Origin of the sequence: Kribbella sp. NPDC051586, assembly GCF_044453965.1 — a bacterium.
In the GTDB taxonomy this organism is placed as follows: domain Bacteria; phylum Actinomycetota; class Actinomycetes; order Propionibacteriales; family Kribbellaceae; genus Kribbella.
Window position 1 is genome coordinate 189,433 of record NZ_JBITDF010000002.1, and the last position, 25,657, is coordinate 215,089.

General features: G+C 69.4%; 24 protein-coding genes. 8 read left to right on the forward strand and 16 right to left on the reverse strand.

What is annotated here, in order from left to right; all coding sequences use genetic code 11:
• Positions 1-44: 44 nt before the first annotated feature.
• The gene (gene msrB / locus ACIA58_RS11365; protein WP_396403523.1) at positions 45-461 is read left to right on the forward strand and encodes a peptide-methionine (R)-S-oxide reductase MsrB; all 417 of its coding nucleotides are present in this window, start codon (positions 45-47) and stop codon (positions 459-461) included.
• A gap of 68 nt (positions 462-529) precedes the next feature.
• Entirely contained in the window at positions 530-2,560 is a 2,031-nt protein-coding gene (locus ACIA58_RS11370; protein ID WP_396403524.1) for an AAA family ATPase, read from the forward strand.
• Here ACIA58_RS11370 and ACIA58_RS11375 read toward each other — a convergent pair.
• The 5 genes from ACIA58_RS11375 to hemE are packed head-to-tail and all read right to left on the reverse strand — an operon-like array spanning position 2,557 to position 6,613.
• Positions 2,557-2,943: a VOC family protein gene (locus ACIA58_RS11375; RefSeq protein WP_396403525.1), complete on the reverse strand. Its 387-nt coding sequence runs from the start codon at positions 2,941-2,943 to the stop codon at positions 2,557-2,559. The genes ACIA58_RS11370 and ACIA58_RS11375 overlap by 4 nt on opposite strands.
• A 25-nt stretch (positions 2,944-2,968) precedes the next feature.
• A complete protein-coding gene (hemQ, locus tag ACIA58_RS11380) occupies positions 2,969-3,664 on the reverse strand; it encodes a hydrogen peroxide-dependent heme synthase (protein ID WP_396403526.1) in 696 nt (231 codons plus the stop codon).
• Positions 3,661-5,070, reverse strand: a complete 1,410-nt coding sequence (gene hemG / locus ACIA58_RS11385; RefSeq protein ID WP_396403527.1) for a protoporphyrinogen oxidase — start codon at positions 5,068-5,070, stop codon at positions 3,661-3,663. Before hemG ends, hemQ begins: the two co-directional genes overlap by 4 nt.
• A complete protein-coding gene (locus ACIA58_RS11390) occupies positions 5,067-5,576 on the reverse strand; it encodes a GNAT family N-acetyltransferase (RefSeq protein WP_396403528.1) in 510 nt (169 codons plus the stop codon). Before ACIA58_RS11390 ends, hemG begins: the two co-directional genes overlap by 4 nt.
• Complete coding sequence (hemE, locus tag ACIA58_RS11395; RefSeq protein ID WP_396403529.1) at positions 5,573-6,613, reverse strand: uroporphyrinogen decarboxylase; 1,041 nt, start codon at positions 6,611-6,613, stop codon at positions 5,573-5,575. The genes ACIA58_RS11390 and hemE overlap by 4 nt, the downstream gene beginning before the upstream one ends.
• A 107-nt stretch (positions 6,614-6,720) precedes the next feature.
• On the opposite strand from hemE, the gene ACIA58_RS11400 reads away from it, so the two are divergent.
• A complete protein-coding gene (locus ACIA58_RS11400; protein WP_396403530.1) occupies positions 6,721-7,323 on the forward strand; it encodes a DUF3000 domain-containing protein in 603 nt (200 codons plus the stop codon).
• Positions 7,320-8,582 (forward strand): ribonuclease D, encoded by a 1,263-nt coding sequence (locus ACIA58_RS11405; protein WP_396403531.1) that lies wholly within the window; start codon positions 7,320-7,322, stop codon positions 8,580-8,582. Before ACIA58_RS11400 ends, ACIA58_RS11405 begins: the two co-directional genes overlap by 4 nt.
• On the opposite strand, the gene ACIA58_RS11410 is transcribed toward ACIA58_RS11405, so the two are convergent.
• From ACIA58_RS11410 to ACIA58_RS11430, 5 genes are all read right to left on the reverse strand, one after another.
• Positions 8,579-9,802 carry an MFS transporter gene (locus tag ACIA58_RS11410; protein WP_396403532.1) on the reverse strand — a complete coding sequence of 408 codons (1,224 nt, stop codon included), beginning with the start codon at positions 9,800-9,802 and terminating at the stop codon, positions 8,579-8,581. The genes ACIA58_RS11405 and ACIA58_RS11410 overlap by 4 nt on opposite strands.
• Positions 9,799-10,389: a winged helix-turn-helix domain-containing protein gene (locus ACIA58_RS11415; protein ID WP_396403533.1), complete on the reverse strand. Its 591-nt coding sequence runs from the start codon at positions 10,387-10,389 to the stop codon at positions 9,799-9,801. Before ACIA58_RS11415 ends, ACIA58_RS11410 begins: the two co-directional genes overlap by 4 nt.
• A gap of 91 nt (positions 10,390-10,480) precedes the next feature.
• Entirely contained in the window at positions 10,481-10,969 is a 489-nt protein-coding gene (locus tag ACIA58_RS11420; protein WP_396404968.1) for a glutathione peroxidase, read from the reverse strand.
• 2 nt (positions 10,970-10,971) lie between these two features.
• A complete protein-coding gene (locus ACIA58_RS11425; RefSeq protein ID WP_396403534.1) occupies positions 10,972-11,634 on the reverse strand; it encodes a dienelactone hydrolase family protein in 663 nt (220 codons plus the stop codon).
• Positions 11,631-12,299 carry a hypothetical protein gene (locus tag ACIA58_RS11430; RefSeq protein ID WP_396403535.1) on the reverse strand — a complete coding sequence of 223 codons (669 nt, stop codon included), beginning with the start codon at positions 12,297-12,299 and terminating at the stop codon, positions 11,631-11,633. Before ACIA58_RS11430 ends, ACIA58_RS11425 begins: the two co-directional genes overlap by 4 nt.
• Positions 12,300-12,495: 196 nt before the next feature.
• Between ACIA58_RS11430 and ACIA58_RS11435 the strand changes: the two genes are divergently transcribed.
• Positions 12,496-13,695, forward strand: a complete 1,200-nt coding sequence (locus tag ACIA58_RS11435; protein ID WP_396403536.1) for a thiolase family protein — start codon at positions 12,496-12,498, stop codon at positions 13,693-13,695.
• On the forward strand, positions 13,692-15,803 hold the full coding sequence (locus ACIA58_RS11440) for a 3-hydroxyacyl-CoA dehydrogenase NAD-binding domain-containing protein (RefSeq protein ID WP_396403537.1): 2,112 nt from the start codon (positions 13,692-13,694) through the stop codon (positions 15,801-15,803). Before ACIA58_RS11435 ends, ACIA58_RS11440 begins: the two co-directional genes overlap by 4 nt.
• 119 nt (positions 15,804-15,922) lie before the next feature.
• Here ACIA58_RS11440 and ACIA58_RS11445 read toward each other — a convergent pair whose 3' ends face one another.
• The 5 genes from ACIA58_RS11445 to dxs all read right to left on the reverse strand — a co-directional run bounded on the left by ACIA58_RS11445 (position 15,923) and on the right by dxs (position 23,534).
• Entirely contained in the window at positions 15,923-17,230 is a 1,308-nt protein-coding gene (locus ACIA58_RS11445; protein WP_396403538.1) for a basic secretory protein-like protein, read from the reverse strand.
• Positions 17,231-17,284: 54 nt separating this feature from the next.
• The gene (locus ACIA58_RS11450; protein WP_396403539.1) at positions 17,285-18,763 is read right to left on the reverse strand and encodes an APC family permease; all 1,479 of its coding nucleotides are present in this window, start codon (positions 18,761-18,763) and stop codon (positions 17,285-17,287) included.
• 85 nt (positions 18,764-18,848) lie between these two features.
• Positions 18,849-20,207: a hypothetical protein gene (locus tag ACIA58_RS11455; protein ID WP_396403540.1), complete on the reverse strand. Its 1,359-nt coding sequence runs from the start codon at positions 20,205-20,207 to the stop codon at positions 18,849-18,851.
• 66 nt (positions 20,208-20,273) lie between these two features.
• A complete protein-coding gene (locus ACIA58_RS11460; RefSeq protein ID WP_396403541.1) occupies positions 20,274-21,608 on the reverse strand; it encodes a hypothetical protein in 1,335 nt (444 codons plus the stop codon).
• 33 nt (positions 21,609-21,641) lie between these two features.
• The gene (gene dxs, locus ACIA58_RS11465; RefSeq protein WP_396403542.1) at positions 21,642-23,534 is read right to left on the reverse strand and encodes a 1-deoxy-D-xylulose-5-phosphate synthase; all 1,893 of its coding nucleotides are present in this window, start codon (positions 23,532-23,534) and stop codon (positions 21,642-21,644) included.
• Between the two features lie 180 nt (positions 23,535-23,714).
• Between dxs and ACIA58_RS11470 the strand changes: the two genes are divergently transcribed.
• A complete protein-coding gene (locus tag ACIA58_RS11470) occupies positions 23,715-24,215 on the forward strand; it encodes a DUF402 domain-containing protein (protein WP_396403543.1) in 501 nt (166 codons plus the stop codon).
• Between the two features lie 311 nt (positions 24,216-24,526).
• The gene (locus ACIA58_RS11475) at positions 24,527-25,021 is read left to right on the forward strand and encodes a DUF402 domain-containing protein (protein WP_396403544.1); all 495 of its coding nucleotides are present in this window, start codon (positions 24,527-24,529) and stop codon (positions 25,019-25,021) included.
• Here ACIA58_RS11475 and ACIA58_RS11480 read toward each other — a convergent pair.
• Positions 25,018-25,656 (reverse strand): alpha/beta hydrolase, encoded by a 639-nt coding sequence (locus ACIA58_RS11480; protein ID WP_396403545.1) that lies wholly within the window; start codon positions 25,654-25,656, stop codon positions 25,018-25,020. The two genes, ACIA58_RS11475 and ACIA58_RS11480, sit on opposite strands and share 4 nt — an antisense overlap.
• Between the last annotated feature and the right edge of the window lies 1 nt (position 25,657).

The following is a 25,657-nucleotide window of genomic DNA, read 5'->3' on the forward strand; positions in this document are numbered from 1 at the left end:
CGCCCGGGCGGGGTTTTCTGGCCCGGGCGACCGATACTGGTGTCGTGACAGATTCAACCAAGCAGTACGCCGTCCAGAAGTCCGACGCGGAGTGGAAGGCGCAGCTCTCCCCCGCCGAGTTCCAGGTGCTGCGCAAGGCCGGCACCGAGCGGCCGTTCGTCGGTGAGTACACCGACACCAAGACCGTGGGCGTGTACAAGTGCCGCGCCTGCGACGCCGAACTGTTCCGCAGCGAGACGAAGTTCGACTCGCACTGCGGCTGGCCCTCGTTCTTCGCGCCGCTGGCCGAGGACCGGGTCGAGTACATCGAGGACCACGACCTCGGCATGAAGCGCGTCGAGGTCCGCTGCGCCAACTGCGGCTCCCACCTGGGCCACGTCTTCGAGGGCGAGGGCTACGGCACCCCGACCGATCTCCGCTACTGCATCAACAGCATCAGCCTCACCCTCACCCCGGCCTGAGCCTGCGATCCGGTCACCCGGTCTAGCTCTAGACTGGGTCGGCTGGTGGCTCCTGGGGAAGGAAATTGGTGGCAGACGAGATCCGCAGACCGCGAGTTCTGGATGTGCTGGCGGCGGAGGAGCCGTGGGAGGTGCCGGCCGAGTGGACGGCCCGGGTTCGGGCTCAACTGCGGGCCTGGGCCGACGACCCCGAGGCACTGCGGCCGCTGCGGGCGGAGGCGTTCCCCGACTTCATCAAGGGCACTCCGGCAGCCGTCTGGTTCACCCACGAGGTGGCGCCCCTGCTGACCGGGTGGATCCCGGTCCTGCACGGTGAGTACGCCGATCTCGGCACCGAGCTCACGCACGACTTCTACCGGCCGTCGTCCCGGCTCGGCGGTGCCGGGCACGTCGTCTACGTGGGACCGACCGACTGGCACCTGCAGGCGATCGCCGGGGCCCGCGGCTTCCGCGAGCACGGCCGCCGGCAGGCGCTGCGGCTGTCCCGGGACGTCGTCAGCCTGTTCCTCGACGCACCCCCGATGGCGGCCCGCGCCCAGGCGCTGACGGCCGCCTTCGACCGCGTGCTGGCCGACCGCGAAGCCACCCACCTGCACGTCACGGGCGAGTACGACGACATCGCGCAGTACTGGCGCAACGACGCGCTCAAGGACAGCGAGCGCGCCGTACTCCCCGAGCTCGGCGGCCCGACCGCGGCCCTGCGTTACTCGCTCAACTCGATCCGCGACACCCACGCCCGGCTGCTGATGACCAGCCCGGACGAGTACGCCGGCGACTACGCCCAGCTGATGGCCGAGCTGATCCTGGCCACCGGTCTGCGCGGCATCCCGCAGGCCGTCGCCAGGGCCGTCGGCAGCGCCACCCAGGACCTGGAGAAGGCGCTCACCGAGATCCACCAGACGTTCAACCGGCAGACCTGGCTGGCGCACGTCAACCAGTGGCTCGCCCGCGCGATCCGCAACGACCAGGCGCCGATCGCAAGGGCCTGGGCCGCCGCGGCGACCCGTGCCGCGATCCATCTGTCCGGCGTGCTCACCAAGGCACCGTGGCCGGAGCCCGAGATCCCGGATCTGACCTCGCTGTTCCACGTCCTCGACCGGGAGCGCTGGAGCGCGCTCGAGGCCACCGCGGCCGCAGAGAACGAGGCGAACTCGCTCTCGTCCGCCTGGAACACGGTGCGCGAGGACGCCGACGCTTCCGCCGGCGACGGCAACCTCGACGAGCCGCTGCCGAAGCCGCTGGACTTCAGCGACGACCCGCTCGCCGAGCTGGACGCGCTGATCGGCCTGGAGTCGGTCAAGGACGCGGTCCGCAAGATGGTCGCCGAGGTGAAGACCAACCTGCGCCGGACCGAGCTCGGCCTGCCGAGCCACGAGCGGGCCCGGCACATGGTCTTCGTCGGCAAGCCCGGTACGGCGAAGACGACGATCGCGCGACTGCTCAGCCGGATCTACCACCAGCTCGGCGTCCTCGAGAAGGGCCACGTGGTCGAGGTCGACCGCTCCGACCTGGTCGGCCCCAGTGTCGGCTCGACGGCGCCGATGACCGCGGGCAAGTTCCGCGAGGCGCTCGGCGGCGTGCTGTTCATCGACGAGGCGTACAGCCTGACCCCGGAGAGCACGCCGGGCGACTACGGCCTCGAAGCGGTCGCCACCATCCTGAAGCTGATGGAGGACCACCGGAACGACTGCATCGTGATCGTGGCCGGGTACCACCGCGAGATGCAGCGGTTCATGGAGTCGAACACCGGTCTGGCGTCACGCTTCCCGAAGCTGCTGTCGTTCAGCGAGTACGACACCGACCAGCTGGTCGCGATCTTCGAGCTGCAGGCGCGGCAGAAGGGGATGATCTACGGCGAGGACGTGCTGGACAAGGTCCGCACCGTCATCCCGCCCGCGCCCCGTGGTCACAGCTTCGGCAACGGCCGGTTCATCCGGAACGTGCTCGAGGAGGCCATCTCCAACCAGGCCACCCGGCTGTCCGCCCGCGACCCGGACAGCCTGACCGAGCGCGACCTGCGCGAGCTCATCCCGGCCGACGTCCGGCCGCCGACGTCGATGCGCGCCGAGGACTACCTGCTGCAGAAGCCCGGCACCTAGATCGGGGTTGCCAGCGCCACCGGATTGCCCTCGGGGTCGGCGAGGTACGCCTGCCGCTCGCCCCAGGGCATGGTCGCGGGCTCCTGCAGCACCCGGTGGCCCGCGGCACGGAAGACTTCCACCTCGGCCTCGACGTCGTCGACGTACACGAACAGCTCGAAGCGCGGAGCGGTGCCGACAGTGATGCCCAGCTGCGCCTCGGGCCAGCTGACGTCGGACAGGCCGAGCGACGAGTCGCCGCGCTCGAGACCGACGTAGTGCGGATCGCCCTCCAGCGGGAACTGGTACGTCTGTTCGTAGCCGAGCAGCGCGTAGAACTCCACCGACCGGCTCACGTTCGTGACGTACAGAACTGGGAAGGCCTTGCGATGCAGCTGCGCCATCTCGAAACCCGCCCCTCCGCCCCAGTCAGGCCAGGTTAGCGATCAGGTCCGCCACGCCGGTGCGCTTGCCGGTGTAGAACGGGATCTCCTCGCGCACGTGCCGGCGGGCCGTCGACGCACGCAGGTCGCGCATCAGGTCGACCATCCGGTGCAGCTCGTCGGCCTCGAAGGCGAGGATCCACTCGTAGTCGCCGAGCGCGAACGACGCGACCGTGTTGGCCCGCACGTCCGGGTAGGTGCGCGCCATCTTGCCGTGTTCGGCGAGCATGAAGCGGCGCTCCTCGTCCGGCAGCAGGTACCACTCGTAGGACCGGACGAACGGGTACACGCAGATGTAGCCCCGCGGCTCCTCGTCGGCCAGGAACGCCGGGATGTGGCTCTTGTTGAACTCGGCCGGCCGGTGCAGCGCGAACTGCGACCAGACCGGGACCAGGTGCCGGCCCAGCCGCGAGCGGCGCAGCGCGTGGAAGGCCTGCTGCAGCGCGTCGGACGTCGGCGCGTGCCACCAGATCATGAAGTCGGCGTCGGCCCGGAATCCCTCGAGGTCGTAGATCCCGCGGATCACCACGTCATCGGCCGCGAGCTTGCCGACCAACTCCTCCAGCTCGGCGGTCAGCTCGTCCCGGTCCGCGTCGCCGAGCGGCGTCTCGACCTTGAAGACCGACCACAAGGTGTAGCGGATGACATCGTTGAGCTCACGGGCTTTCGGCTTACCAGTCACTTCGCCATTGTCTCCAATGCGTTGAGATGCTCCTGCACCCGGGTGGCTGCCTTGCCGCCGGACGCGATGCACGCCGGGATCCCGACACCCCGGTACGTCGCTCCGCACACCGCCAGCCCCGGTACGCCGGCCACCGCGGCCTCGACCCGGTCGACGCGGTCCAGGTGCCCCACGGCGTACTGCGGAAGGCCGCCGCCCCACCGCGTCACCAGCGACCCGACGACCTCGGCGTGCAGGCCGATCGCCTTCCGCAGGTCTGCGGCCGCCAGGGCGACCAGCTCCTCGTCGGACCGCTGCAGCACGTACTCCTCACCGAGCCGGCCGACCGAGGCCCGCAGTACCGCCAGCTCTCCCCCGGCCTCCGCGGACCAGGCCCACTTGGCGTGCGAGTACGTCGACGCTTTGATCGTGCGCTCCTCCACGGACGGCACGAGGAACCCGGACCCGGTGGCGTCGGACGGCCAGTCACGCTTGCGGACGGCCAGCGTCACGATCGCCATGCTGGCGTACTCGATCGTTGCCAGCTCGGTCGATGCCGCCGGCACCAGCTCGGTCAGCATCCGCGCCGCCGGAGCCGCGGGTACGGCGATGACGACCGCGTCGGCGGTCAGCAGCGTCGGTGCGGGCACCGGCCCGGCCTCCAGAGCGAAGCCGTCCGGCGTGCGCGAGATCCGCCGTACCGTCAGCTTGCGGCGGATCTCCACGCCACGAGCCGTCAGGTCCTGCTCCAGTGCGGTGATGATGCGGTTGACGCCCCCGACGATGCCTGCGAACACCGGTTGGCCGGCGCGCTTCTGGCCCAGCTCGCGCAGCTCAGCCGTCGCGGCGAGCAGGCTCGGCGCGGTCCGCAGCTTGGCGTACAGGTCCGGCACGGCGGCCGCGAAGGAGATCTCCTCGGCCTTCCCGGCGTACACGCCGCCGAGCAGTGGGTCGACCAGCTTGTCGGTCACCGCGGCACCCATACGCTCGGCCACGAACCGTCCGATCGCCACGTCCTCGGTGAGCGCGGGCGCCGCGAGATCGGCCTCGTGCGCGACCTGCTCGGCGGCCGCCGGCCCGAGCACGTCGGCCGTCGCGGACGGATCGACCGGGACGCCCATCACGGTCGGCGGGATCGCGCGGATCCGGTCGCCGACCCACAGACCGGCGGAGGTCGTCGCCGGGTGGACCACGTCGTCACCGAGCCCGACGGCCCGAATCAGCTCCACACCTTCGGGCCGGCGCGCCAGCACCGACTCGGCGCCCAGATCGACCGGCACCCCTTCGACCTCGGCGCCGGCCAGCTTCCCACCGAGCCGCGGCGACCCTTCGAGCACGGTGATCTGCGGCGGATTCGGCCCGGTTGCCAGCGCATGCGCGGCGGCCAGCCCACTGATCCCGCCTCCGACGACAACGACCCGGCTCACACGCCCTCCAGGACCAGCTCGTACTTCTTTCCCGGCCCGAGGTCGGTGCTCGAGGTGCCGACCTGCCGGAATCCGGCCCGCGTCAGCACCGCCTGCGACGCACCGTTGTGGTCCGAGGCCCCGGCCGACAGGGTCGACAGGCCGTACGCCGTGGCGGCGAGACCGATGATCGCCCGCACCGCGGCCGTCGCGAGACCCTGTCCGGCCCACTTCTCCGCGATCCGGTAGCCGAGCTCGGCCGACCCGTTCTCGAGGTCGACCAGGTTCACCCGGCCGGCGACCGCACCGGACTCGTCCACCAGCACGTGGAAGCGGCAGATCCCGGCCGCCTGCTCGGCGAGCAGCGAGGCGTGTTTGGCCGCGAAGTTCGCGAAGTAGTCGTCGCCGCGGTCCCAGATCCAGGAGGCGAAGTACGCCCGGTTCTCCAGCTCGAAGGCGAGGACGGCGTCGGCGTGCTCGGCGGTCAGGAGCTCCAGCGTCACCGGGTGGTCCGGCAGACGGATCACCGCGCGCTCCGGTCCTGGACATACTTCGCGACGCGCTCCAGCACCTCAGGATCCGCGTTCGGCGGGACGCCGTGGCCGAGGTTGAAGATGTGGCCCGGAGCCGCCTTGCCCTCTTCGAGGATGCGGTCGATCTCGGGCTCGATCGCCTCCCAGCCCGCGAACAGCAGCGCCGGGTCGAGGTTGCCCTGGACCGGCTTCGGAGTGCCGATCCGCCGTACGGCCTCGTCCAGCGGGACGCGCCAGTCGACGCCGACCACGTCTGCCCCGGCCGCGCTCATCAGGCCGAGCAGCTCGCCGGTGTTCACGCCGAAGTGCACCCGCGGTACGCCGTACGGCTCGAGCGCCTCGAAGACCTTCGCCGAGTGCGGCATCACGAACCGCTCGTAGTCCCGGGGTGACAGCCCGCCGGCCCACGAGTCGAACAGCTGGATCGCCGACGCGCCCGCCTCGACCTGGACGGTCAGGTACGCGATCGCGACGTCGGCGAGCCGGTCCGCGAGCGCGTGCCAGAGGTCCGGGTCGCCGTGCATCATCGCCTTCGTCTTCGCGAAGTCCTTGCTCGGCCCACCCTCGACCAGGTACGACGCGACGGTGAACGGGGCGCCCGCGAAACCGATCAGCGGCGTACCGCCGAGCTCGGAGACGAGCTGCTGCACGGCCTCGGTCGTGTACGGCACGTCCGCCGGAGTGACCGGCCGGACCCTTCGGACCCCCTCCGCGTCCCGGATCGGCTCCGCCACCACCGGGCCGACGCCGGGCTTGATGTCGACGTCGAAACCGGCGGACTTCAGCGGGGCCACGATGTCGGAGTAGAAGACCGCCGCGTCGACGCCGTAACGGCGGACCGGCTGCAGCGTTATCTCGACGACGAGGTCGGGCCGCGTGAGGGACTCCAGCATCGAGATTCCCTCCCGGACCTTGCGGTACTCGGGCAGCGCGCGTCCGGCCTGGCGCTGGAACCACACCGGAGTGTGCGGGACCGGCTCGCCCCGGGCGGCCAGCAGGTACGGGGAACGATCCAGCGACGTCGAAGACACACAGCGATGATCCCACGCGGTCCGCGGCGACTTGTCAGCACCGTCGCGGCCAGTTACCGGCGCGTCTAAACAAGCGTCGGTGAGTAATCGGTCGTAGGCTGCCAAGCATGGGTGCCCGCAAGCAGGTCGACGCGCCACCCGCGGAGTTCGCCGAGGCAGTCTCGCAGTTACGAGGTGCCCGGTTCCGGCCCGAGGTTTTCGTCGAGGAGATGCCCGCGCCGCAGCGGATCGCACCGCACGCGGCCGCGGTCAGCGCCGACGTGACGGTTGACGGCGACGATGTCGCCACCGGCCGGCTCGTCATCCTCTACGACCCGGCCGGGAACGACGCCTGGCAGTCGACCTTCCGCTGTGTCGCGTACGTGCGTGCCGCCGTCGAACCGGAGATGGTGACCGACGCGCTGCTCGGCGGCGTGGGCTGGACCTGGCTGATGGAGGCGCTGGCCGACCGGGGGGCCGACTTCCTGGCCCCGAGCGGTACCGTCACCAGAGTGGTATCGGAAAGCTTCGGCGGCATGGCCGACGACGACGCGACGGCGGAGATCGAGATCCGCGCGTCCTGGAGTCCCGTGCCCGGACCAGGCGGACTGGTGGACGTGACCAAGCATGCCGAGGCGTGGGGCGAGGTGCTCTGCACGGCTGCCGGCCTGCCGCCGGTTCCGCCGGGGGTGGTCGCGATGCCGACCCGGCGCGGACAGCGGGGCCGATGAGCCCAGCCGAGACGCAGCAGCCGTCCACTCCGGACGACCCCATCGTGAGCCTGCCCCTGCTGGAACTGCGGGACGGGCTCTCGGACGTGGTCGAAGACGAAGCCGCGCTGACCGAGACGGTCGAGGCGTTCCGGGCCGGCACCGGCCCGGTGGCCGTCGACGCCGAGCGCGCCTCCGGCTACCGCTACTCCCACCGCGCGTACCTGGTCCAGCTGCGCCGTGAAGGCTCCGGCTCCGCGCTCGTCGACCCGATCCCGTTCGGCGACCTGTCCGCGCTCGGCGACGCGATCGTCGACACCGAGTGGATCATCCACGCCGCCAACCAGGACCTGGCCTGCCTGGCCGAGGTCGGGATGGTGCCGCGCCAGGTGTTCGACACCGAGCTGGCCGGCCGTCTGCTCGGCTACCCGAAGGTCGGCCTTGCCTCGCTCGTGAGCGAAGTGCTCGGCTATCGGATGCGCAAGGAGCACTCCGCCGCCGACTGGTCCACCCGTCCGCTCCCGGCGCCCTGGCTCGTGTACGCCGCCTTGGACGTCGAGATGCTGATCGAACTGCGGAACGCGATCGAGCAGGAGCTGCGCCGCGAAGGCAAATGGGAGTGGGCCGAACAGGAGTTCGCCGCCATCCTCGACGCTCCCCCGCGCGAACCGAAGCCGGACCCGTGGCGCCGTACGTCGGGCATGCACCGGGTGCGCAACCGCCGCAGCCTGGCCGTCGTCCGCGCGCTGTGGGAGGCGCGGGACCAGATCGCCGAGTCCGCCGACATCTCCCCCGGCCGCGTGCTGCCGGACGCCGCGATCGTCGAGGCAGCGTCAGCGATGCCGGCCGATCGGGAGACGCTGCAGAAGCTCACCGCGTTCAAGGGCCGTGGCGCGCACCGGCACATGCGGACCTGGTGGGAGGCGGTCGACCACGCCCGCCGGCTCCCCGACTCCGAGCTCCCCAAGCAAGGACCGCGGTACGACGGTCCGCCGCCGGCCCGCGCCTGGGCCGATCGCGACCCCGACGCCGCCGCGCGCCTCTCGGCCGCCCGTACGGCGGTGGCCGAGATCGCGGAGGCCCACCGCCTTCCGACGGAGAACCTGCTGGCGCCGGACACGATCCGCCGCCTTGCCTGGTCGCCGCCCCGCGACGTCAGCCTCGAGGTCGTCACGACGTTCCTCCGCGAGCACCACGCCCGCCCGTGGCAGATCGGCCTGACCGCCGACGTACTCACCGACGCGATGACGTCGGAGGCACCGGCCAAACCGCTCGACTAGAGCAGGTCGGGCTCGGATGCCGGTTCTGTTGCGACCGGCTGCGGGCGGAGTTGATCGCGCAGGGTGAGGGCGATCTGGAGTGCGCCGAGCACGATCACCGTCGCGATGATCGCGAAGATCTGGCGGTAGCTCAGCAGGCTGACGAGCAGGCTGCCGAGGGCGAGAGAGATCGCTTGCGGGGTGGACAGCAGGACCTCGACCGCGGTCGACACCCGGCCGATCAGATACCCCGGCGAGCGGCGCTGCATCAAGGTCGTGAAGGAAACGAACGTCCACGGCAGACCCAGACCGCAGATGGCCGCGCCGACCAGCACGACGGCGATGGTGGGCGCGACGATGCAGACGACGGTGGAGATCGCCAGGACGATCAGACCGAGGGTACAGACGGCGACCTCACCCAGCCGGCGGACGGCCCGGGCCGCGGTGAGGCCGCCGATGATCGCGCCCACGCCCTGGCACGTCACGAAGGCGCCGGCGAAGGTCGCCTGCTTGCCGAAGGCGTCGAGCAGCGCGTAGATCGACGATTCGAAGAAGCCGATGACGAGGATCGAGATCCCGAGCCCGGCCAGGACGTGGCGGAGCACACGGTCGCCGACCAGGAAATGGATCCCACCCAGCACCTCCTCCCGGAAGGCGTGCTCCACCGGGGCCGGAGTCTCGGTGACCTTGATCGTCGCGATCAACAGGCCGGCCACCAGGAAGGTGGCCGCGTCGACGACCGCCACCAGCCAGCCGCCGACGCTCGCGAAGATCGCCGCCCCGACCAGCGGCCCGAACAGCCGGAAGCCCTCCTTGATCGTGGCCAGGCTGGAGTTCGCGTCGACGAGCAACTCGTCCGGCAACAGCTCCTTGAGCAGGCCGTTGAGCGCGGCGGGCAGCACGACGAACGAGACGCCGTACAGGAAGGCGACTACCCAGATCAGCCAGACGTCGCTCTCGTCCCGGACGAGGACCAGCGGGAGCACGGCGGCGGCGCTGGCGAAGTTGCCCCAGACCAGGATCGCTTTGCGGGGCAGGCGGTCCACCCAGACACCGAGCAGCGGGGCGCCGAGCGCCGGCAGCACCATGAAGAAGAACGTCAGACCGGCCATCGCATTGGAGCCGGTGAGCGTCTTCACCCACATGCTCAGCACCAGCAACATCACCGAGTCGCCGAGCATCGACGTACTCAACCCGCCGAACAGGCGCGGGAACCCGGGCTGGGCGAACAGCTTCCTCATGCCGGCTCAACTCCCGGGAAGTACGTCGGGACGCCCCACGCCACGAACTCGCACAACCGTGAGCCGGCCGGCCGCTGGGTGGGATCGGTCAGCCGCTCGACGTGGCGATCGAGCACCGCGTTGATCGCGTCGTTCATCTCCTTGAGCTCGTCCGCCGTCAGCCAGGCGACCATCTCGGAGTTGTAGTGCGCCGCACGCCATTCGTCGGATTCCTCCGGCAAGCGCTGCTGCGCCTCCCGCAACCGGTCCATCGCGCGGCCCATCACCACCTCGGACAGCGCCTGCGCGCCTCGCCGCTCGTCGACCGAGCCCGACGCGTGCTCGTCGTCCCAGCGGAACCCGAGCCCGGGCACCTGCCACGGCCGCTGCCGGCCCTTCCCGCCCTCGGCCTCCTCGACGAACCCGTGCTGCGCGAGCTTGCGCAGATGCCACGAGCAGTTCGCGGGCGTCTCGTCGAGCCGGTCGGCCAACTCCGTCGCGGTGAGCGGCCCGCTGATCGACAGCAGCTCGACGATCGCCATCCGCACCGGATGGGCCAGCGCGTTCAGCTCACGGGGGTCGCTCAGGCGGCGATGCGGGTTCGGCATGCATCGAAAGTACTCTTTCGAAAGAGGTGTTGCAATACCTCGCAAAGGAATCGCCCGCCGCGGTTGCGACGGGCGATCCGGCCTGCGGCTACTACTTCAGGAGCTGGGCCTCGATTGCCGCGATGACCTCGTCGGACTCCGGCTCGGTGCGCGGGCGGAAGCGGGCCGCGACGGTGCCCTCGGGGCTGAGCAGGAACTTCTCGAAGTTCCACTGGATGTCACCGGCCTCGCCGTCGGCGTCCGGAGTCAGCGTCAGCTCGGCGTACAGCGGGTGCCGGCCGTCGCCGTTCACGTCGAGCTTGTCGAGCATCGGAAACGTGACGCCGTACGTCGTCGAGCAGAAGGTCTCGATGTCCTCGGCCGTCCCCGGCTCCTGGCCGCCGAACTGGTTGCACGGAGCGCCGAGCACGGTGAACCCGCGGGACTCGTACTTCTTCTGCAGGTTCTCCAGGCCTTCGTACTGCGGCGTCAGACCGCACTTCGACGCGACGTTGACGACGAGGACGGCCTTGCCCTTGTAGTCGCCGAGCGACGTCGATGCGCCGGAGAGGGTGGTCAGCGGGATGTCGTACAGGCTCATGCTCATCCTTGGGAGGTTGGGAGGTGACGGGCGAGGAAGGCTTCGGTACGGCGCCACGCCAGCGCGGAGGCGTCGGCGTTGTGGAACATCGGCAGCGGGTTGTCGAACGCGTGGCCGGCGCCGTCGTACCGGTGGATCTCGGCATCGCCCAGCGCGGGGACGATTGTGTCCACGTCCAGGTACATGTCGGTGTTGCCGAAGTGGTGCAGGCTCGGCGCGGTCACCTGTGGGCTCAGCTCCAGAAGGTCCTTGAGTGCGGAGCCGTAGTAGCTCACGAGCACATCCGGGCGCGACACGGCGGCGACGTTGAAGGCCAGTCCGCCGCCGAAGCAGAAGCCGACCAGGCCTGCGCCCTTGCCGCGCACCTGCAGGTAGTGCAGCGCCACAAGGGCGTCCTTCACCGCGAGATCCCAGTCCAGGCGCCCGACGATGCCCATCGCGCGTTGCAGCAGCTCCGGCGAGGACTCGTCCAGCTCGGTGTCGTCAAGGCGCCAGTAGATCTCCGGCGCGATCACGTAGTACCCGAGGGCGTGCAGGTCCGCCGCACGCTGCTTGATGTAGTCGGAGACTCCGAAGATCTCCTGCAGGAGCAGGATTCCCGGCGCGTCGGCGTCGGCCGATCCCCACTCGTGGACTGGTAATCCGTCGTCGAGCTCCAAGGTCACACGGTGAAGCGTACGACCTCCGGCGTAACCGGCGCGGGCGCGGGTGCGGGCATCCACAGCTTCGTCTCGGCGATCGCGTCGACCAGCAGCTTGTACAGCCGGTCGTCAGGATCGGGCACGCATGCCTGCGAAATGCCTTCGACCGCACACGACACCGCGCGCGGGGCCGTCCGCCGGGCGAAGTCCGGCGTACCCCGGCGGGAGCGCGCGGTGAACGAGCGGGCCCACTTCGTCGCCGACGGGACCGCCTGCAGCACGGCCAGCGAGTCCGGCTCGATGTCGTCGAGCGGCCGCCCGTCGAGCGCGGCCAGCTGCTTCTCCCCCACCAGCAACGCGACGGCCAGGATGTACTGCCGCTCCTGCGAGACGACCGGCAACGCGTGCTGGATGCAGCGTGCCGTCACCCGCGGTACGACGTGCGGGTCGTCAGGCGTCAGCCCGATCACCGACGGGATCATCGGCGCGAGACGGGACCGCCCGGCGTCCGTCGTACAGTCGTTGACGTCCCTCGCGACTCCGGCCAGCAACGCATGCGTGCAGGCGGGATGGTCGGACCACGGCTCGCCGGCCAAGTAGGAGGCGAACTCCATGAAGCAGGCGCCCTTGCGTGGGTTGCGGTGCTTGCCCCGGCTCAGGACCGGTACGGCGAGATCAAGGTTGTTCATAGAACGGCTCCCCATAGCTACCTGCCCCCAGCATGCGCCGATTCCAGGCGGTTTGCCACGGGTAACGTCCGAGTGAGCACACCGTTGTGGCCCGTGTGTGTTGTGTGAGCAGCCGCACAGCGGGGGGTGGTTGGGCACTTCTGTTACCGACGGGTAGCATCGTGGTAGCGTTCCCGACCCCCAGAGGAGGGCCCTCGTGCCCCGTGAGATCCGCGATGTCGTGTTCGTCGACGGCGTTCGCACCCCGTTCGGCAAGGCCAAGGGCCAGTACGCCGAAACCCGCGCCGACGACCTGGTGATCAAGTGCATCCGGGAGCTGCTGCGGCGGAACCCGGGTCTGCCGCCGGAACGCGTGGACGAGGTCGCGATCGCGGCCACCACCCAGATCGGCGACCAGGGCCTGACCATCGGCCGGACCGCGGCCCTGCTGGCCGGCCTGCCGAACACCACGCCCGGGTACGCCATCGACCGGATGTGCGCCGGCGCGATGACCGCCGTCACCACCACCGCGGCCGGCGTCGCGTTCGGTGCGTACGACGTGGTCATCGCCGGCGGTGTCGAGCACATGGGCCGGCACCCGATGGGCGAGGGCGTGGACCCGAACCCGCGGATCATCGCCGAGAAGCTGGTCGACACCTCCGCCCTGGTGATGGGCTCCACCGCCGAGAACCTGCACGACCGATTCCCGGGCATCACCAAGGAGCGCGCCGACGCGTACGCCGCGGCGTCGCAGGAGAAGGCCGCGAAGGCCTACGCCAACGACCTGATCCAGCCGGACCTCGTGCCGGTCGCGACCCGGTCGGCCGAGCAGGGCTGGGGCTACGCGTCCACCGACGAGCCGATGCGGCCGGGCACCACGGTCGAGGACCTGGCGGCGTTGAAGACGCCGTTCCGTCCGCACGGCCGGGTCACCGCGGGCAACTCGGCGGGCATCAACGACGGCGCGACCGCTTGTGTGCTGACGTCTGCTTCCGCGGCCGAGGAGCTGGGTCTGAAGCCGAAGATGAAGCTGGTCTCGTACGCCTTCGCCGGTGTCGAGCCCGAGGTGATGGGTGTCGGGCCGATCCCGGCGACCGAGAAGGCGCTGAGGCTGGCCGGGCTGACGATCGACGACATCGAGGCCTTCGAGGTGAACGAGGCGTTCGCCGTCCAGGTGATCGCGTTCCTGGAGCACTACGGCATCGCCGACGACGACCCGCGGGTCAACCCGTACGGCGGTGCGATCGCGTACGGCCACCCGCTGGCGTCGTCCGGGGTCCGGCTGATGAACCAGCTGGCCAAGCAGTTCGAGCAGCGCCCCGAGGTCCGCTACGGCCTCACCACCATGTGCGTCGGCCTCGGCATGGGCGGCACTGTCATCTGGGAGAACCCGAACTGGGAAGGTGCGGCCGCATGAGCCTGCAGGAACTGATCGAGTCGGCGTCTGCCTTGTCGACCGACGAGGTCGTCACCCTCGCGCACTCGCGGGACGTCGTGCTGCCGGGCAAGGCCGGCACGATGGCGCTGATCACGCTGGACAACGGGCACGACCACACCAAGCCGAACACGTTCGGGCCGAAGGGTCTCGGGTCGCTCAACGAGGCTCTGGATGCGGCGCTGGCCCGCGACGAGATCGTCGCGATCGGTGTCACCGGCAAGCCGTTCATCCTGGCCGCCGGCGCCGACCTGACCGGCGTACCGAAGCTGGCCGACCGGGAGCAGGCACTGGCGCTCGGCAAGATCGGGCACGGCGTGATGCGGAAGCTGGTCGACGGCGGCAAGCCGTCGTTCGCGTTCGTGAACGGTGTGGCGCTCGGCGGCGGCCTCGAGGTCGCGCTGCACGCTTCCTACCGCACCGTCTCGGTGGCGGCCGGGATGCTCGCGACGCCGGAGGTCTTCCTCGGGCTGATCCCGGGCTGGGGCGGCAACTTCCTGCTGCCGAACCTGATCGGCGCCGACAACGCGGTCAAGGTGGTCGTCGAGAACGCCCTGAACCAGAACAGGATGCTCAGCGGGCCGGAGGCGGTGAAGTTCGGCATCGGCGACGTACTGCTCGAGTCGGTCGACTTCCTCGAGCAGTCGCTGCTCTGGGCTTCGAAGGTGCTGACGGGCGCCGTCGTGGTCGAGCGGCCTTCGGTTGACCGGGGCGAGGCGTGGGACGCGGCCGTTGCCCGGGGCAAGGCTTTCGCCGACCTGAAGGTCAGCGGGGCGGCGCCGGCGCCGTACCGGGCTTTGGATCTGATCGCGGCGGCTCGCGACAACGATCGGGATCGTGGGTTCGCGGCTGAGGACGAGGCGCTTGCCGATCTGATCATGAGCGAGGAGCTGCGGAGCGGGCTCTACGCGTTCGACCTCGTGAACAAGCGGGCCAAGCGGCCGGCCGGTGCGCCGGACAAGTCGCTGGCGCGGCCGGTGACGAAGGTCGGTGTGGTCGGCGCGGGTCTGATGGCCGGGCAGCTGGCGCTGCTGTTCGCGCGGCGGCTCGAGGTTCCCGTCGTGCTGACGGACCTCGACCAGGAGCGGGTGGACCGTGGCGTCGGGTACGTACACGGAGAGATCGACAAGCTGCTCGCGAAGGGCCGGGTGCGTCCCGACAAGGCGAACCAGTTGAAGGCGCTCGTCACCGGGTCGGTCGACAAGGGTGTGTTCGCGGACGCCGACTTCGTGATCGAGGCCGTGTTCGAGGAACTGCAGCTGAAGAAGGCGATCTTCGCCGACCTGGAGAAGATCATCCGGCCGGACGCCGTGCTCGCGACGAACACCTCGTCGTTGTCGGTGACCGAGATGGCGGCCGACCTGGAGCACCCGGAGCGGGTCGTCGGGTTCCACTTCTTCAACCCGGTCGCGGTGCTGCCGCTGCTGGAGATCATCCGCGCGGACCGGACCGACGACGCGTCGCTGGCGACTGCGTTCGCGGTCGGCAAGACGCTGAAGAAGTCGTGTGTGCTGGTGAAGGACGCGCCGGCGTTCGTGGTGAACCGGCTGCTGACGCGGTTCCTCGGCGAGGTCAGCGCGGCGGTCGACGAAGGTACGCCGATCCCCGACGCCGATCGCGCCCTCTCCGCGCTGGGCCTTCCGATGCCGCCGTTCGTGCTGCTGCAGCTGGTCGGGCTGCCGGTCGCGCTGCACGTCGCGGAGACGATGAACCGGGCGTACCCGGAGCGGTTCGCGGTATCGGAGAACCTCGCGAAGGTTGTTGCCGCAGGCAAGGGCTCGTTCTACCTGTGGCCGGAGGGCAAGCCGGTCGTGGACCCGGAGGTCGAGGCGCTGGTGACGGTCGGCGACAAGCCGTCCACCCCCGACGAACTCCGCAACCGCGTGCTGACCGCCCTCGCCGAGGAAATCAAGATCATGCTCGACGAAGGCGTGGTCGCCGAGGCCCAGGACATCGACCTCTGCCTCCTCCTCGGCGCCGGCTGGCCCTTCCACCTGGGCGGCATCACGCCGTACCTCGACCGCACCGGCATCGCCGAGAAGGTCAACGGCACCCGCTTCCTCCCCCGCGGCGTCGCCGGCCTCACCTGATACCGCTGGGGGTCGGTCCGGAGCCGGAAGCCCGGTCCGGCCCCCAGCAACCAGCTTGCCGGAACATAATCGCCACTGAGCGCAAACTTCTTTCCGGAAAGCGGGCCGGCCTGCCGCTCTTAGCCCTTGAATTTCTTGGCGCCGGCTACTACCTGGGCGGGGGTCAGGCCGGTGTCCTTCTTCAGAAAGGTTTCGCCGTGTTGGGACATGTCGGTGTACAACGCGGCCAGCTTTTTCTCGCCTAGTTTGTCGGCCAGGTATTCGACGATCCACCAGCTGCTGCCATAGGCGCGGTCCGCGTCGGCGTCGAAGACGTCGGTGCCGGGGAGCTTGGTCAGCTTCGGGAGGTACGCCGATTTGACGCGCTTGCGGTACGGGTCGACCGACCAGTGCGGGTCGTCCTCGATCGAGCGGCACCGCACGTACTCCGCCATGCCCTCGACCATCCAGATCGGTGCGGCCATGCCGAGCGTCGACGTCGCCACATGCGTCATCTCGTGCACGAGCAGGTCCTTGTCGAGCCGTTTGCGCAGCGCCGGGTTCACCACGATCCGGCTGCCGATCGGACGCCCGATCGGCTTGCCCAACTGCTCCCCCTCGAACAACGTCACCGCCTTGGCCGCGATCGTCCAGCCGTCCCCGGTCCCGGCCGTCCAGATCGTCGACATGACCCGGTCCTGCGGCATCGCGACGACCAGTACCGCGCCGTTCCACGGCCGGGCCCAGTGCTTGCGGACCGACGTCACCGCCTTCTGGGCGACCTGCGCGACCTTCGTACCGAGGCTGGCTTCCCGTTTGTCCACGACCACGACGACCTTGCCGCGCCGTACCACCTGGACCTCGTTGAAGTCCCACGGCTGCCGATGCCCGTCGCCGCTGAGGTTCTCGTCGGTCCCCGTGTCGTCGACCAGAACCCACGCACCGCGCCGCTGGACGAACGTGTACCCGAGGTCGGTCTGCACCGGCTGCGGATCCAGCCCCACCAACTGGTACCGCATCATCACCCGCGTGGAGAACGTCGTCGCCCCGAACTTCGCGACCAACCCAGGCACCGGACGAAACGCGTCGGCGGTGAAGTACTTCAACGAGCTGAATCCGAACTTCCGAAGGTTCACGAACAGCAGCCGCTGCCGTGCGACCAGGTCAGCCTGCTTGACGTCGACCGGGGCCAGGAACCCCTTCAGATCGCCTTTCAGTACGGCGGCCGCCCGTCGGGCCAGCACCGCATCGATCGCCTGCTTGCGCGCCAACTCGCCGGCGGCGCTGAGCTCCCCCGGCGTCGGCGACGTACTCGTGGGGGCCGCTGCGGCGACCGCGCTGGCCCCAGGTGCTGATTCGCCGCTTCGGACCCGTACGGCGACAACCGCGCCGGACGCGGCCAGCGCCAGCACGGCAACGCCTGCGAACAGGCGTTTGGGGTGGTTCATCGGTGATCCCCCTCGGATGGTCGGCTGATCCTAGCCGACCATCCGAGGGTCCGATCACGCCTTCTGCGCCTCGCCGGTGCGCTCCTCCACGCCGACCCGGCTGCGCCGGTAGCCGTACAGGGCGTAGATGGCGAAGCCGATCACCATCCAGATCAGGAACCGGATCCAGGTCTCCAGCGACAGGTTCAGCATCAGGTAGATGCAGATGACTGCGGCCGCGATCGGGATCACCGGGCTCCACGGCACCCGGAACGACCGCTCGATGTCCGGCCGGCTCTTGCGCAGCAGCGGTACGGCGATCGACACCAGGGTGAACGCGGCCAGCGTGCCGATGTTCACCATCTCCTCCAGCTTCCCGATCGGGGTGACACCGGCGATGATCGCGACGACCACGCCGATCCCGATGGTCAGGCGGTACGGCGTACCCCACTTCGGGTGCGTCTTCCCGAGCTGACGGGGCATCAGGTGGTCGCGGCTCATCGCGAACACGACCCGCGCCGCACCGATCATCAGCGTCAGGACGACGGTGGTCAGACCGGCCACCGCACCCGCGGAGATCAGCGTCGCGAAACCGCCACGGCCGACCGACCGGAACGCCTCCGCCAGCGCGGCCTCGCCGTTGATGTCGGTGTACTTCACCATGCCGGTGATGACGATGCAGACCAGCACGTACAGCACGGTGCAGATCGCCAGCGAGCCGATGATGCCGCGGGGCAGGTCGCGCTGCGGATTCTTCGCCTCCTCGGCGGTGGTCGCGACCACGTCGAACCCGATGAACGCGAAGAACACCAGCGACGCACCGGACACCAGACCCATCACCCCGAACGTCGACGGGGCGCCGAAGACCGCCTGGATCAGCGGAGTGGTGAGGTCGACGTGCGCGTTCGGAGACGGGACGCCCGGCGGGATGAACGGCGACAGGTTCGAGCCCTTGATGTAGAACAGGCCGGCGATGATCACGAACAGCACCACGAACAGCTTGATGCCGACCAGCACCAGGTTGACCCGCAGCGACTCCTTGATCCCGATCGTCGCCAGCGTGGCCAGGACGAGCACGAGCAGCATCGCCAGCACGTTCACATGGCTGTCCGGCCCGATCGAGGACGGCCAGCCCAAACCGATCTGATCGAGGAACAACGCGGCGTACGTCGACCAGCCCTGCGACACGACGCTTGCCCCGAGCATCAACTCGAGCAGCAGGTCCCAGCCGATGATCCAGGCGAAGATCTCGCCGAGGGAGAAGTACGAGAACGTGTACGCCGATCCCGACACCGGCACGGTGGACGAGAACTCGGCGTAGCACAACGCGGCCAGCGCACAGCAGAACGCGGCCAGGACGAAGGACAGTGCGATGCCGGGGCCGGCGTACAGCTTGGCGGCACGGCCGGTCAGGGTGAAGATACCGGCACCGATGATGACACCGATGCCGAAGACGGTCAGGTCTATCGCGGTGAGGCGTTTCTTGAGCTGATAGTCCGGCTCGTCCGTGTCGGCGATCGACTGCTCGATCGTCTTCTTCCGCACAAGACTCATCTGCGCCTCCTCGACGGCGTCTTCCAAAAGACAGGACGGAACCCTTCGAGGTTGCCTCTCTGACAGCGCGAGGTCAAACCGCCACTCAGCGTTGTGGCGTGTATGTTGCCAGCGACGTCCACAGGGTGGCTTCGGTGAGACCGCTCCGCTCCATCAGGATCCGGTCCCGGGCGGCCTGGTCGGTCCCGTTCATTGCCATGTCCTCGTACAGGTCCTCGACCTTGCCGAGTCCGATCCGCTGTACGAGGTACCGCACCGCGAGCCAGCTCACGCCGTACACGTCGGCGGAGTTCTGGTAGAAGCCGGCGTCGCTCGGCAGCGAGGACAGTTGCGGCATCGCGTCGTCGATGACCTCCTGCTCCCACTTGCCGACCTCGGCGGGTCCGCTGATCGCCTCGATGCCACGCCAGGACACGTACTCCGCGGAGCCTTCGGCCAGCCAGAGCGGTTCGTACCCGCCGAGGTCAGCGGTGGCGACGTGGGTGATCTCGTGCGACAGCAGGATCTCGTCGACGCGGTCGCGCTCGTTCGGGTTGATCACGATGTACCCGCCGGCGACCGTACCGTCAGCGGTGTCCTGACCCGGTAGCGAGGAGAACGTCGAGCCGGTGCTCGCCGCCGACTCGATGTCCTCGTCGGCGAACCGCGCATCGCGTACGTCGGTCTCGTCGAGCGCGATGACGAACACCGAGCCGTTCCACTTGCGCGGCCAGTACGCCGTCACCTCGTCGAGGCCCTCGGTCGCCGCGGCGACGATCGCCCGCCCGCGTTTGGTGTCGCCCTTCTCGACCACCACCAGCACGCGCGGCCCGCGCTGCACTTCGATCCGGCCCAGGTCCCAGGCCTCGCGATGCGCGCCCGGGCCGAGGTCGGCATCCAGGTCGTTGTCGTCGGTCAGCAGCCAGTGGCCGGCCCGGGAGATGAACGTGTAGCCGAGCTCGGTCGTCACCGGCGTGAGATCGACCTTCGGGATCTGGTATCGCATCAGCACCCGGACGAGGTACGTCGTACTCCCGTGGGCACGCACCACCGCCGGATTGAACCGCTCCTCGGCCTGGCTGTACCCGACCTCTTCGAAGCCGATCTCCTCCAGGTTCGCGAACAGGATCTTCTGCTCGGCACGCAGCGTCTTGTTGGCCGGGTCGACGTCGGCCAGGAACAACGCCTCGTTACCGGTCTGCACCGCCTGCGCGCGCCGGAGCAGGATCGTGTCGATGGCGACCCGGCGCGCGGTGATCTGGGCAGCGATCCGCGACGGCTTGGTCGCCTTCGGCGGGGTCGGTGTGGCGGTCCGGACGGCCGTCGGGTGGTTGCGGACGTCCTGCTCACGCTGTTCAACGGTGTAGACGACGCCGCCCGCCACCAGGGCCACGGCCAGAACCAGCCCCAGCCAGCGGCGGGGGCCGGTGGGCGGCGGCCCGGAAACAGGCGTCGTTGCACTCACTTCGGGTGGTTCCCCTCCGAGTACCCGATGGTCGCAGACGGGCTACCCTAACCGACACTCCGCGCTTTACGCTGCCGCGGCAGCCTTCAGGGCGGCGAAAAGTCCCGTCTCGGTCATGCCGAGGTGCTCGAGCATGATCCGGTCGCGTTCCTTCTGGGTCGACCCCATCGACGCCATCTCGCGGTACAGCGTGCCGACCTCGGTCCCGCCGTACCGCGTGAACAGGTAGTCGAGCGCGAGCCAGGACAGCGGGTACGAGCTGTCGGCCTGCTCGAAGAACGTCGCGTCGACGGGCAGGCTCTTCGCCTTCGCGAGGTGCTTCGTGCGCACGTCCTGCCGGTACTGCGAGATCGCCAGCTTGGTCTGCCCGGCCATCGGCAGGAACTCGACGTACGTCGCGGCGCCCTCCACCAGCCAGCGCGGGGCGTACGGACCGTACGGCGCGGTCGCGACGTGGGTGAACTCGTGGGCGAGCGTGCGCGCGTCGACCTTGGTGCGGTTGTTCGGGTTGATGACGACGTAGGAGTCGGCCCGCTCCCCCGCGCCGGTGACCTCGCCGGGCAGCGTGCGGTACACCCAGGTCGCCATCGCGATCGCGTCCTCGGCGTTCATCGGCTGGGTGTAGTCGGCGCCGCGAACGATCTTGTCGTCGAGCGCGATCACCACGCCGGAGCCCTTCCAGCCGCCGGGCCAGCTCTTGGTCACGGCCTGCACGGCGCTGGCCGACATCGTGACCAGCTTGGCCGCGAGCGCGTCCTGGCCCTTCTCGACGACCACGAGCACACGTGGCGCCCGCTTGACCAGGACCGGGCCGGTGTCCCACGCCTCCTGGTGCGAACCACGCGGGAGGCGCTTGTCGAGGTCGGAGTCGGACACGAGCATCCAGGCGCCGTTCGAACGCTGGGTGAATGTGTAGCCGAGCATCGCGCGGACCGGGACCAGGTCGATGCCGCGGATCTGGTACGTCATCGCGACGGCGACCAGGTACGTCGACGGGCCGTCCTTCCGCACGATGCGGTCGTCGTACTGCTGCGCCAGCTGCTGGTACGCGAGCTTGGCGAAGCCGAACTGGCGGAGGTTCGTGAACAGGGTCTTCTGGCTCGCGACCAGCCGGGTGTTGGCGGGGTCGACGTCGGCGACGAAGTCCTTCTCGCTGCCGGCCAGAACGGCCTGTGCGCGCCGCTTCAGCACCACGTCGACGGCTGCGCTCCGGGCAGCGAGGTCGACGTTCGCCGTGCTGGCCACGCCGTCCGCGGCGCCGTCGGCGCGCTGGCTCGAGCGGTGCAGTGCAAGACCGCCCGCAACCGCGGCGGCGATCAGAGCCAATGACAGCAGGATCGGCCAGACCCGTGTGGACCGTCGCGCTTTCGCGCGGCGGCTGTGCCGCCCTGCCTCAACCACGGTCCGGCGTCCTGGTCCTGGTCGGTGAGGTGCCTAGGCGTTGCCCGGGCGGTCGGCCGCCGGGTCCGGCTCGGTGAGGGCATCGCCGTGGTGCTCCGACAGCAGCTCGGTGATCTCGCGCGCCAGCTCCTGCCCGGTCAGCCCGATCTCTTGCAGTACCGCGGGACGTTTGGCGTGCGGCAGGAACTCCTGCGGGATGCCGAAATCACGGACCGGCGTCTCGATGCCGGCGTCTCGGACGGCCTGCGCGATCATCGCACCGCAGCCACCGGCGCGGCCGTTGTCCTCGATCGTGGCGACCAGCCTGAAGCTCTCGGCCAGCTCGACGAGCTCGGGCGCGACCGGCTTCACCCAGCGCGGGTCGACGACGGTGACACCGAAGCCGTGCGCTTCCAGACGCTGCGCGACGTCCATCGCGGTCGCCGCCATCGCGCCGATGCCGACCAGCAACACGTCATGGCCGGATCGCTTCAGCACGTCGACCTGACCGACCCGGTCGATCGCCTCGATGTCCGGGCACACCTCGCCCTTCGAGTACCGCAGTACGGTCGGGGCGTCGTCCACCTCGACGGCCTCGTTGAGGAGCTCCTGCACGCGCTTGCCGTCGCGCGGCGCGGCCAGCCGGAGGCCAGGGACGACCTGCAGGATCGACATGTCCCACATGCCGTTGTGGCTCGGGCCGTCGTCACCGGTCACGCCCGCGCGGTCGAGCGCGAAGGTGACGCCGCACTTGTGCAGCGCGACGTCCATCAGGACCTGGTCGAAGGCGCGGTTGAGGAACGTCGCGTAGATGGCGACGACCGGGTGCAGGCCGCCCATCGCGAGACCGGCCGCGCTCGTCACCGCGTGCTGCTCCGCGATCCCGACGTCGAACGTGCGGTCCGGGAACTCGTCGGCGAAGTTGGCCAGACCGGTCGGGTGCAACATCGCCGCCGTGACCGCGACCACGTCCGGGCGGCGGTGGCCGATCTTGACCAGCTCGTCGGAGAAGACATCCGTCCAGCCGCGCGGCTTGTTGGCCGGGCGGATCTGGTGGAAGTTGTCCTCCTCGTCCTGCTCGGCGGCCGCGTAGCCGAAGCCCTTCTTGGTGACGGCGTGCACGATCACCGGTCCGCCGAACGCCTTCGCGCTGCGGAGCGCGTCCTCCATGGCCTCGCGGTCGTGGCCGGCCACCGGTCCGACGTACTTGAGGCCGAGGTCCTCGAACATGCCCTGCGGGGCGAGCATGTCCTTCAGGCCCTTCTTGATCCCGTGCAGCACCTCGTACATCGGCGGGCCGACGTACGGCGTCCGGCCGAGGTTCTTCTTGATCAGGTCGAGGACCTTCTCGTAGCGCGGGTTGGTGCGCAGGGTGGTCAGGTGGGTAGCCAGGCCGCCGACCGTGTCGCTGTACGACCGGCCGTTGTCGTTGACGATGATGACCAGCTTGAGGTCCTTGGCGGCGGCGATGTTGTTCAGCGCCTCCCAGGCCATGCCGCCGGTCAGGCCGCCGTCGCCGATCAGCGCGACGACGTGGCGGTCCTCGTCGCGCAGGCGGTACGCCTTGGCGAGGCCGTCGGCGTACGACAGGGCGGTCGAGGCGTGGCTGTTCTCGATGATGTCGTGCTCGGACTCGGCGTGGCTCGGGTACCCGGACAGGCCGTCCTGCTGACGGAGCGTGTCGAACCTCGGAGCGCGGCCGGTGATCAGTTTGTGCACGTAGGCCTGGTGGCCGACGTCGAAGAGCAGGCGGTCGCGGGGCGAGTCGAAGACGCGGTGCATCGCCAGGGTGATCTCGACCATCCCCAGGTTCGGACCGAGGTGGCCCCCGGTCCGGGACACGGTCTCGACCAGCACGTCGCGGATCTCCGCCGCGAGATCGGTGAGCTGCTGACCAGTCAGCTTCTTGAGGTCCGCCGGACCTCCTACCGTCTCCAGCACGCGCATCGAGCTCCTCCCGCAGGTCTTCCTCGAATGCTTGAGTCTATGCTCGCGTCCCCCGGAATCCGAACTCGGTAACGGGCCGCTGGGCGGGGTCCGGGCAGATGTTGGGCAATCTCACACTCCAAGACGCTTCCCGGGAGTCGCTGGTTCGGCGTGGTGTGCGTCTCACTTAGAGTCATCGCTATGGACCTGGTGAGGACCCTGTTCCAGAAGTACGACGGACAGCCGCATCGCCTGGTCGAGGCGATCCGCCTCGGCGAGGACGAGTACGGCCTGTGGGTCGGCTCCCTCCCCGGCACCCAGGGCCAGCGCGCCGACGGCAGCTGGAAGACCATCGACCATCACCGGGTCCGGCTGTTTCCTCGCGGGCAGTGGTGGAGTGCCTTGTTCAACGACGAGCCGCACCAGACCGCCATCTACTGCGACATCACCATGCCGGCCGAGTTCGGCGTCGACTCCGTCACCCTGGTCGACCTGGACCTCGACATCCGGTTGCTGCGGGACGGCACCGTCCACGTCATGGACGAAGACGAATTCCACGCCCACCAGGTCCGCTACAACTACCCACCCCAGGTAATAGCGACCGCCCAGGCCACCTGCAACCACCTGGCCGCCACCATCACCACCACAGAACCCTTCACCGCCGCCTACAAGCCCTACCTGGAACTCATCCGCAGCATGTAGTTCTGCGCGGTGCTGTGCGCCTTCCCCGCCCGCCTCGAACGGCCCCGAGGCAGCAACCGGCCCCCGTCGGCTAGGAGCCCCCCTGAGCCGACAAGGGCCGATCACGCGCGCCGGGCTTCGGCCGGCACCACACCATGCTCGGTCGCATTACGCGACCGGTCCACTCCCCACCGCAAAGTTGCATAAACCTGCAAGCGCCATCCGACGAGCCACGCGACGAGGAAGACTGACCCGACGCCGACGTGCGAGTCCGGCGGCGGTGGCTCTTGGTGCGGCGGGGTGGCGCACCTCTCGGCCGATAGGTTGGGGTTATGCGTGATGTCCGGGTGGTGTACCGCAAGTACGACGAGAAGCTGCACTGGCATCAGTGGATGCGGTATTTGGGCGAGGACGAGTACGGCGTGTGGCTGGGGGCGCCGGCCGGGTCGGTGTCGCAGCGGGGGGATGAGCCGGTGGTGACGCAGGAGCAGGCTCATGTGCAGCTGTTTCCGCGAGACAAGTGGTTCACGGCGATCTTCAACGACGAGCCGCGGTACACCGAGATCTATGCGGACATCACCACGCCGGTGGAGTTCTCCGATGACGTGCTGACGATGATCGATCTCGATCTGGACGTGATCAAGCGCCGGGACGGGACCGTGTTCATCGACGACGAGGACGAGTTCGCCGAGCACCAGGTGCAGTACGGGTATCCGGCCGACGTGATTGCCACCGCGCGCGAGACCTGCGACTGGCTGGCGCAAGCGGTGTCCACCGACGAGCCGTTCCTGACCGTCTACAAGACGTACCTCGACAAGATTCGCTAGCCGAAGGCCCAGGCCGCCATCAGCGGGAGTTCCCGGCGCCAGAAGTCATCGCCGTGCGATCCGGCCCGCTCGGTCAGTACGACGTCCGCCTTGGCGTCACGGAGCGCGTCCGCCCAGCGGGCCGCGTTCTCGAGGAACCACTCCTCCTCGGTGCCGCCCACGAAGTACGCGCGTGGCAGCAAGCTCCCCATGTCGCCGGGCGGCTGGTAGCCCCCGCCGGGCGACGCGCAGAAGATCGCGCCGTAGACATCCGGGTGGCGGAGCCCGACAGCGAGCGCAAGCTCCGCACTCGCCGAGACGCCGAAGACCGCCGTACGTTCCGAGGGCAGCGCGACCTCGAAGCGCTCCCGCACCCACGACCGGACATCCTCCACGAAGAATTCCTCGTGCGCGGCGAACCGCTCCGGCTCGAACCCAGGCGAATACTCGTGGAGGCGCTCCATCTCGTCGTCCACGCGATGCGTCGCGACGAGCAGTGTCGGCGGTACATCGGGAGCCGCGTTGAGGAACTCGCCCCACTGCGAGATCAGTTGGCCGTCGCCCGCGTACACGACCGCCTGGGGTGGATCGGCCGGGACGTACGCCGTGACTTGCCGACCGCCGCCGTACTCGAACGTCTCGGTGACTGTTGACATC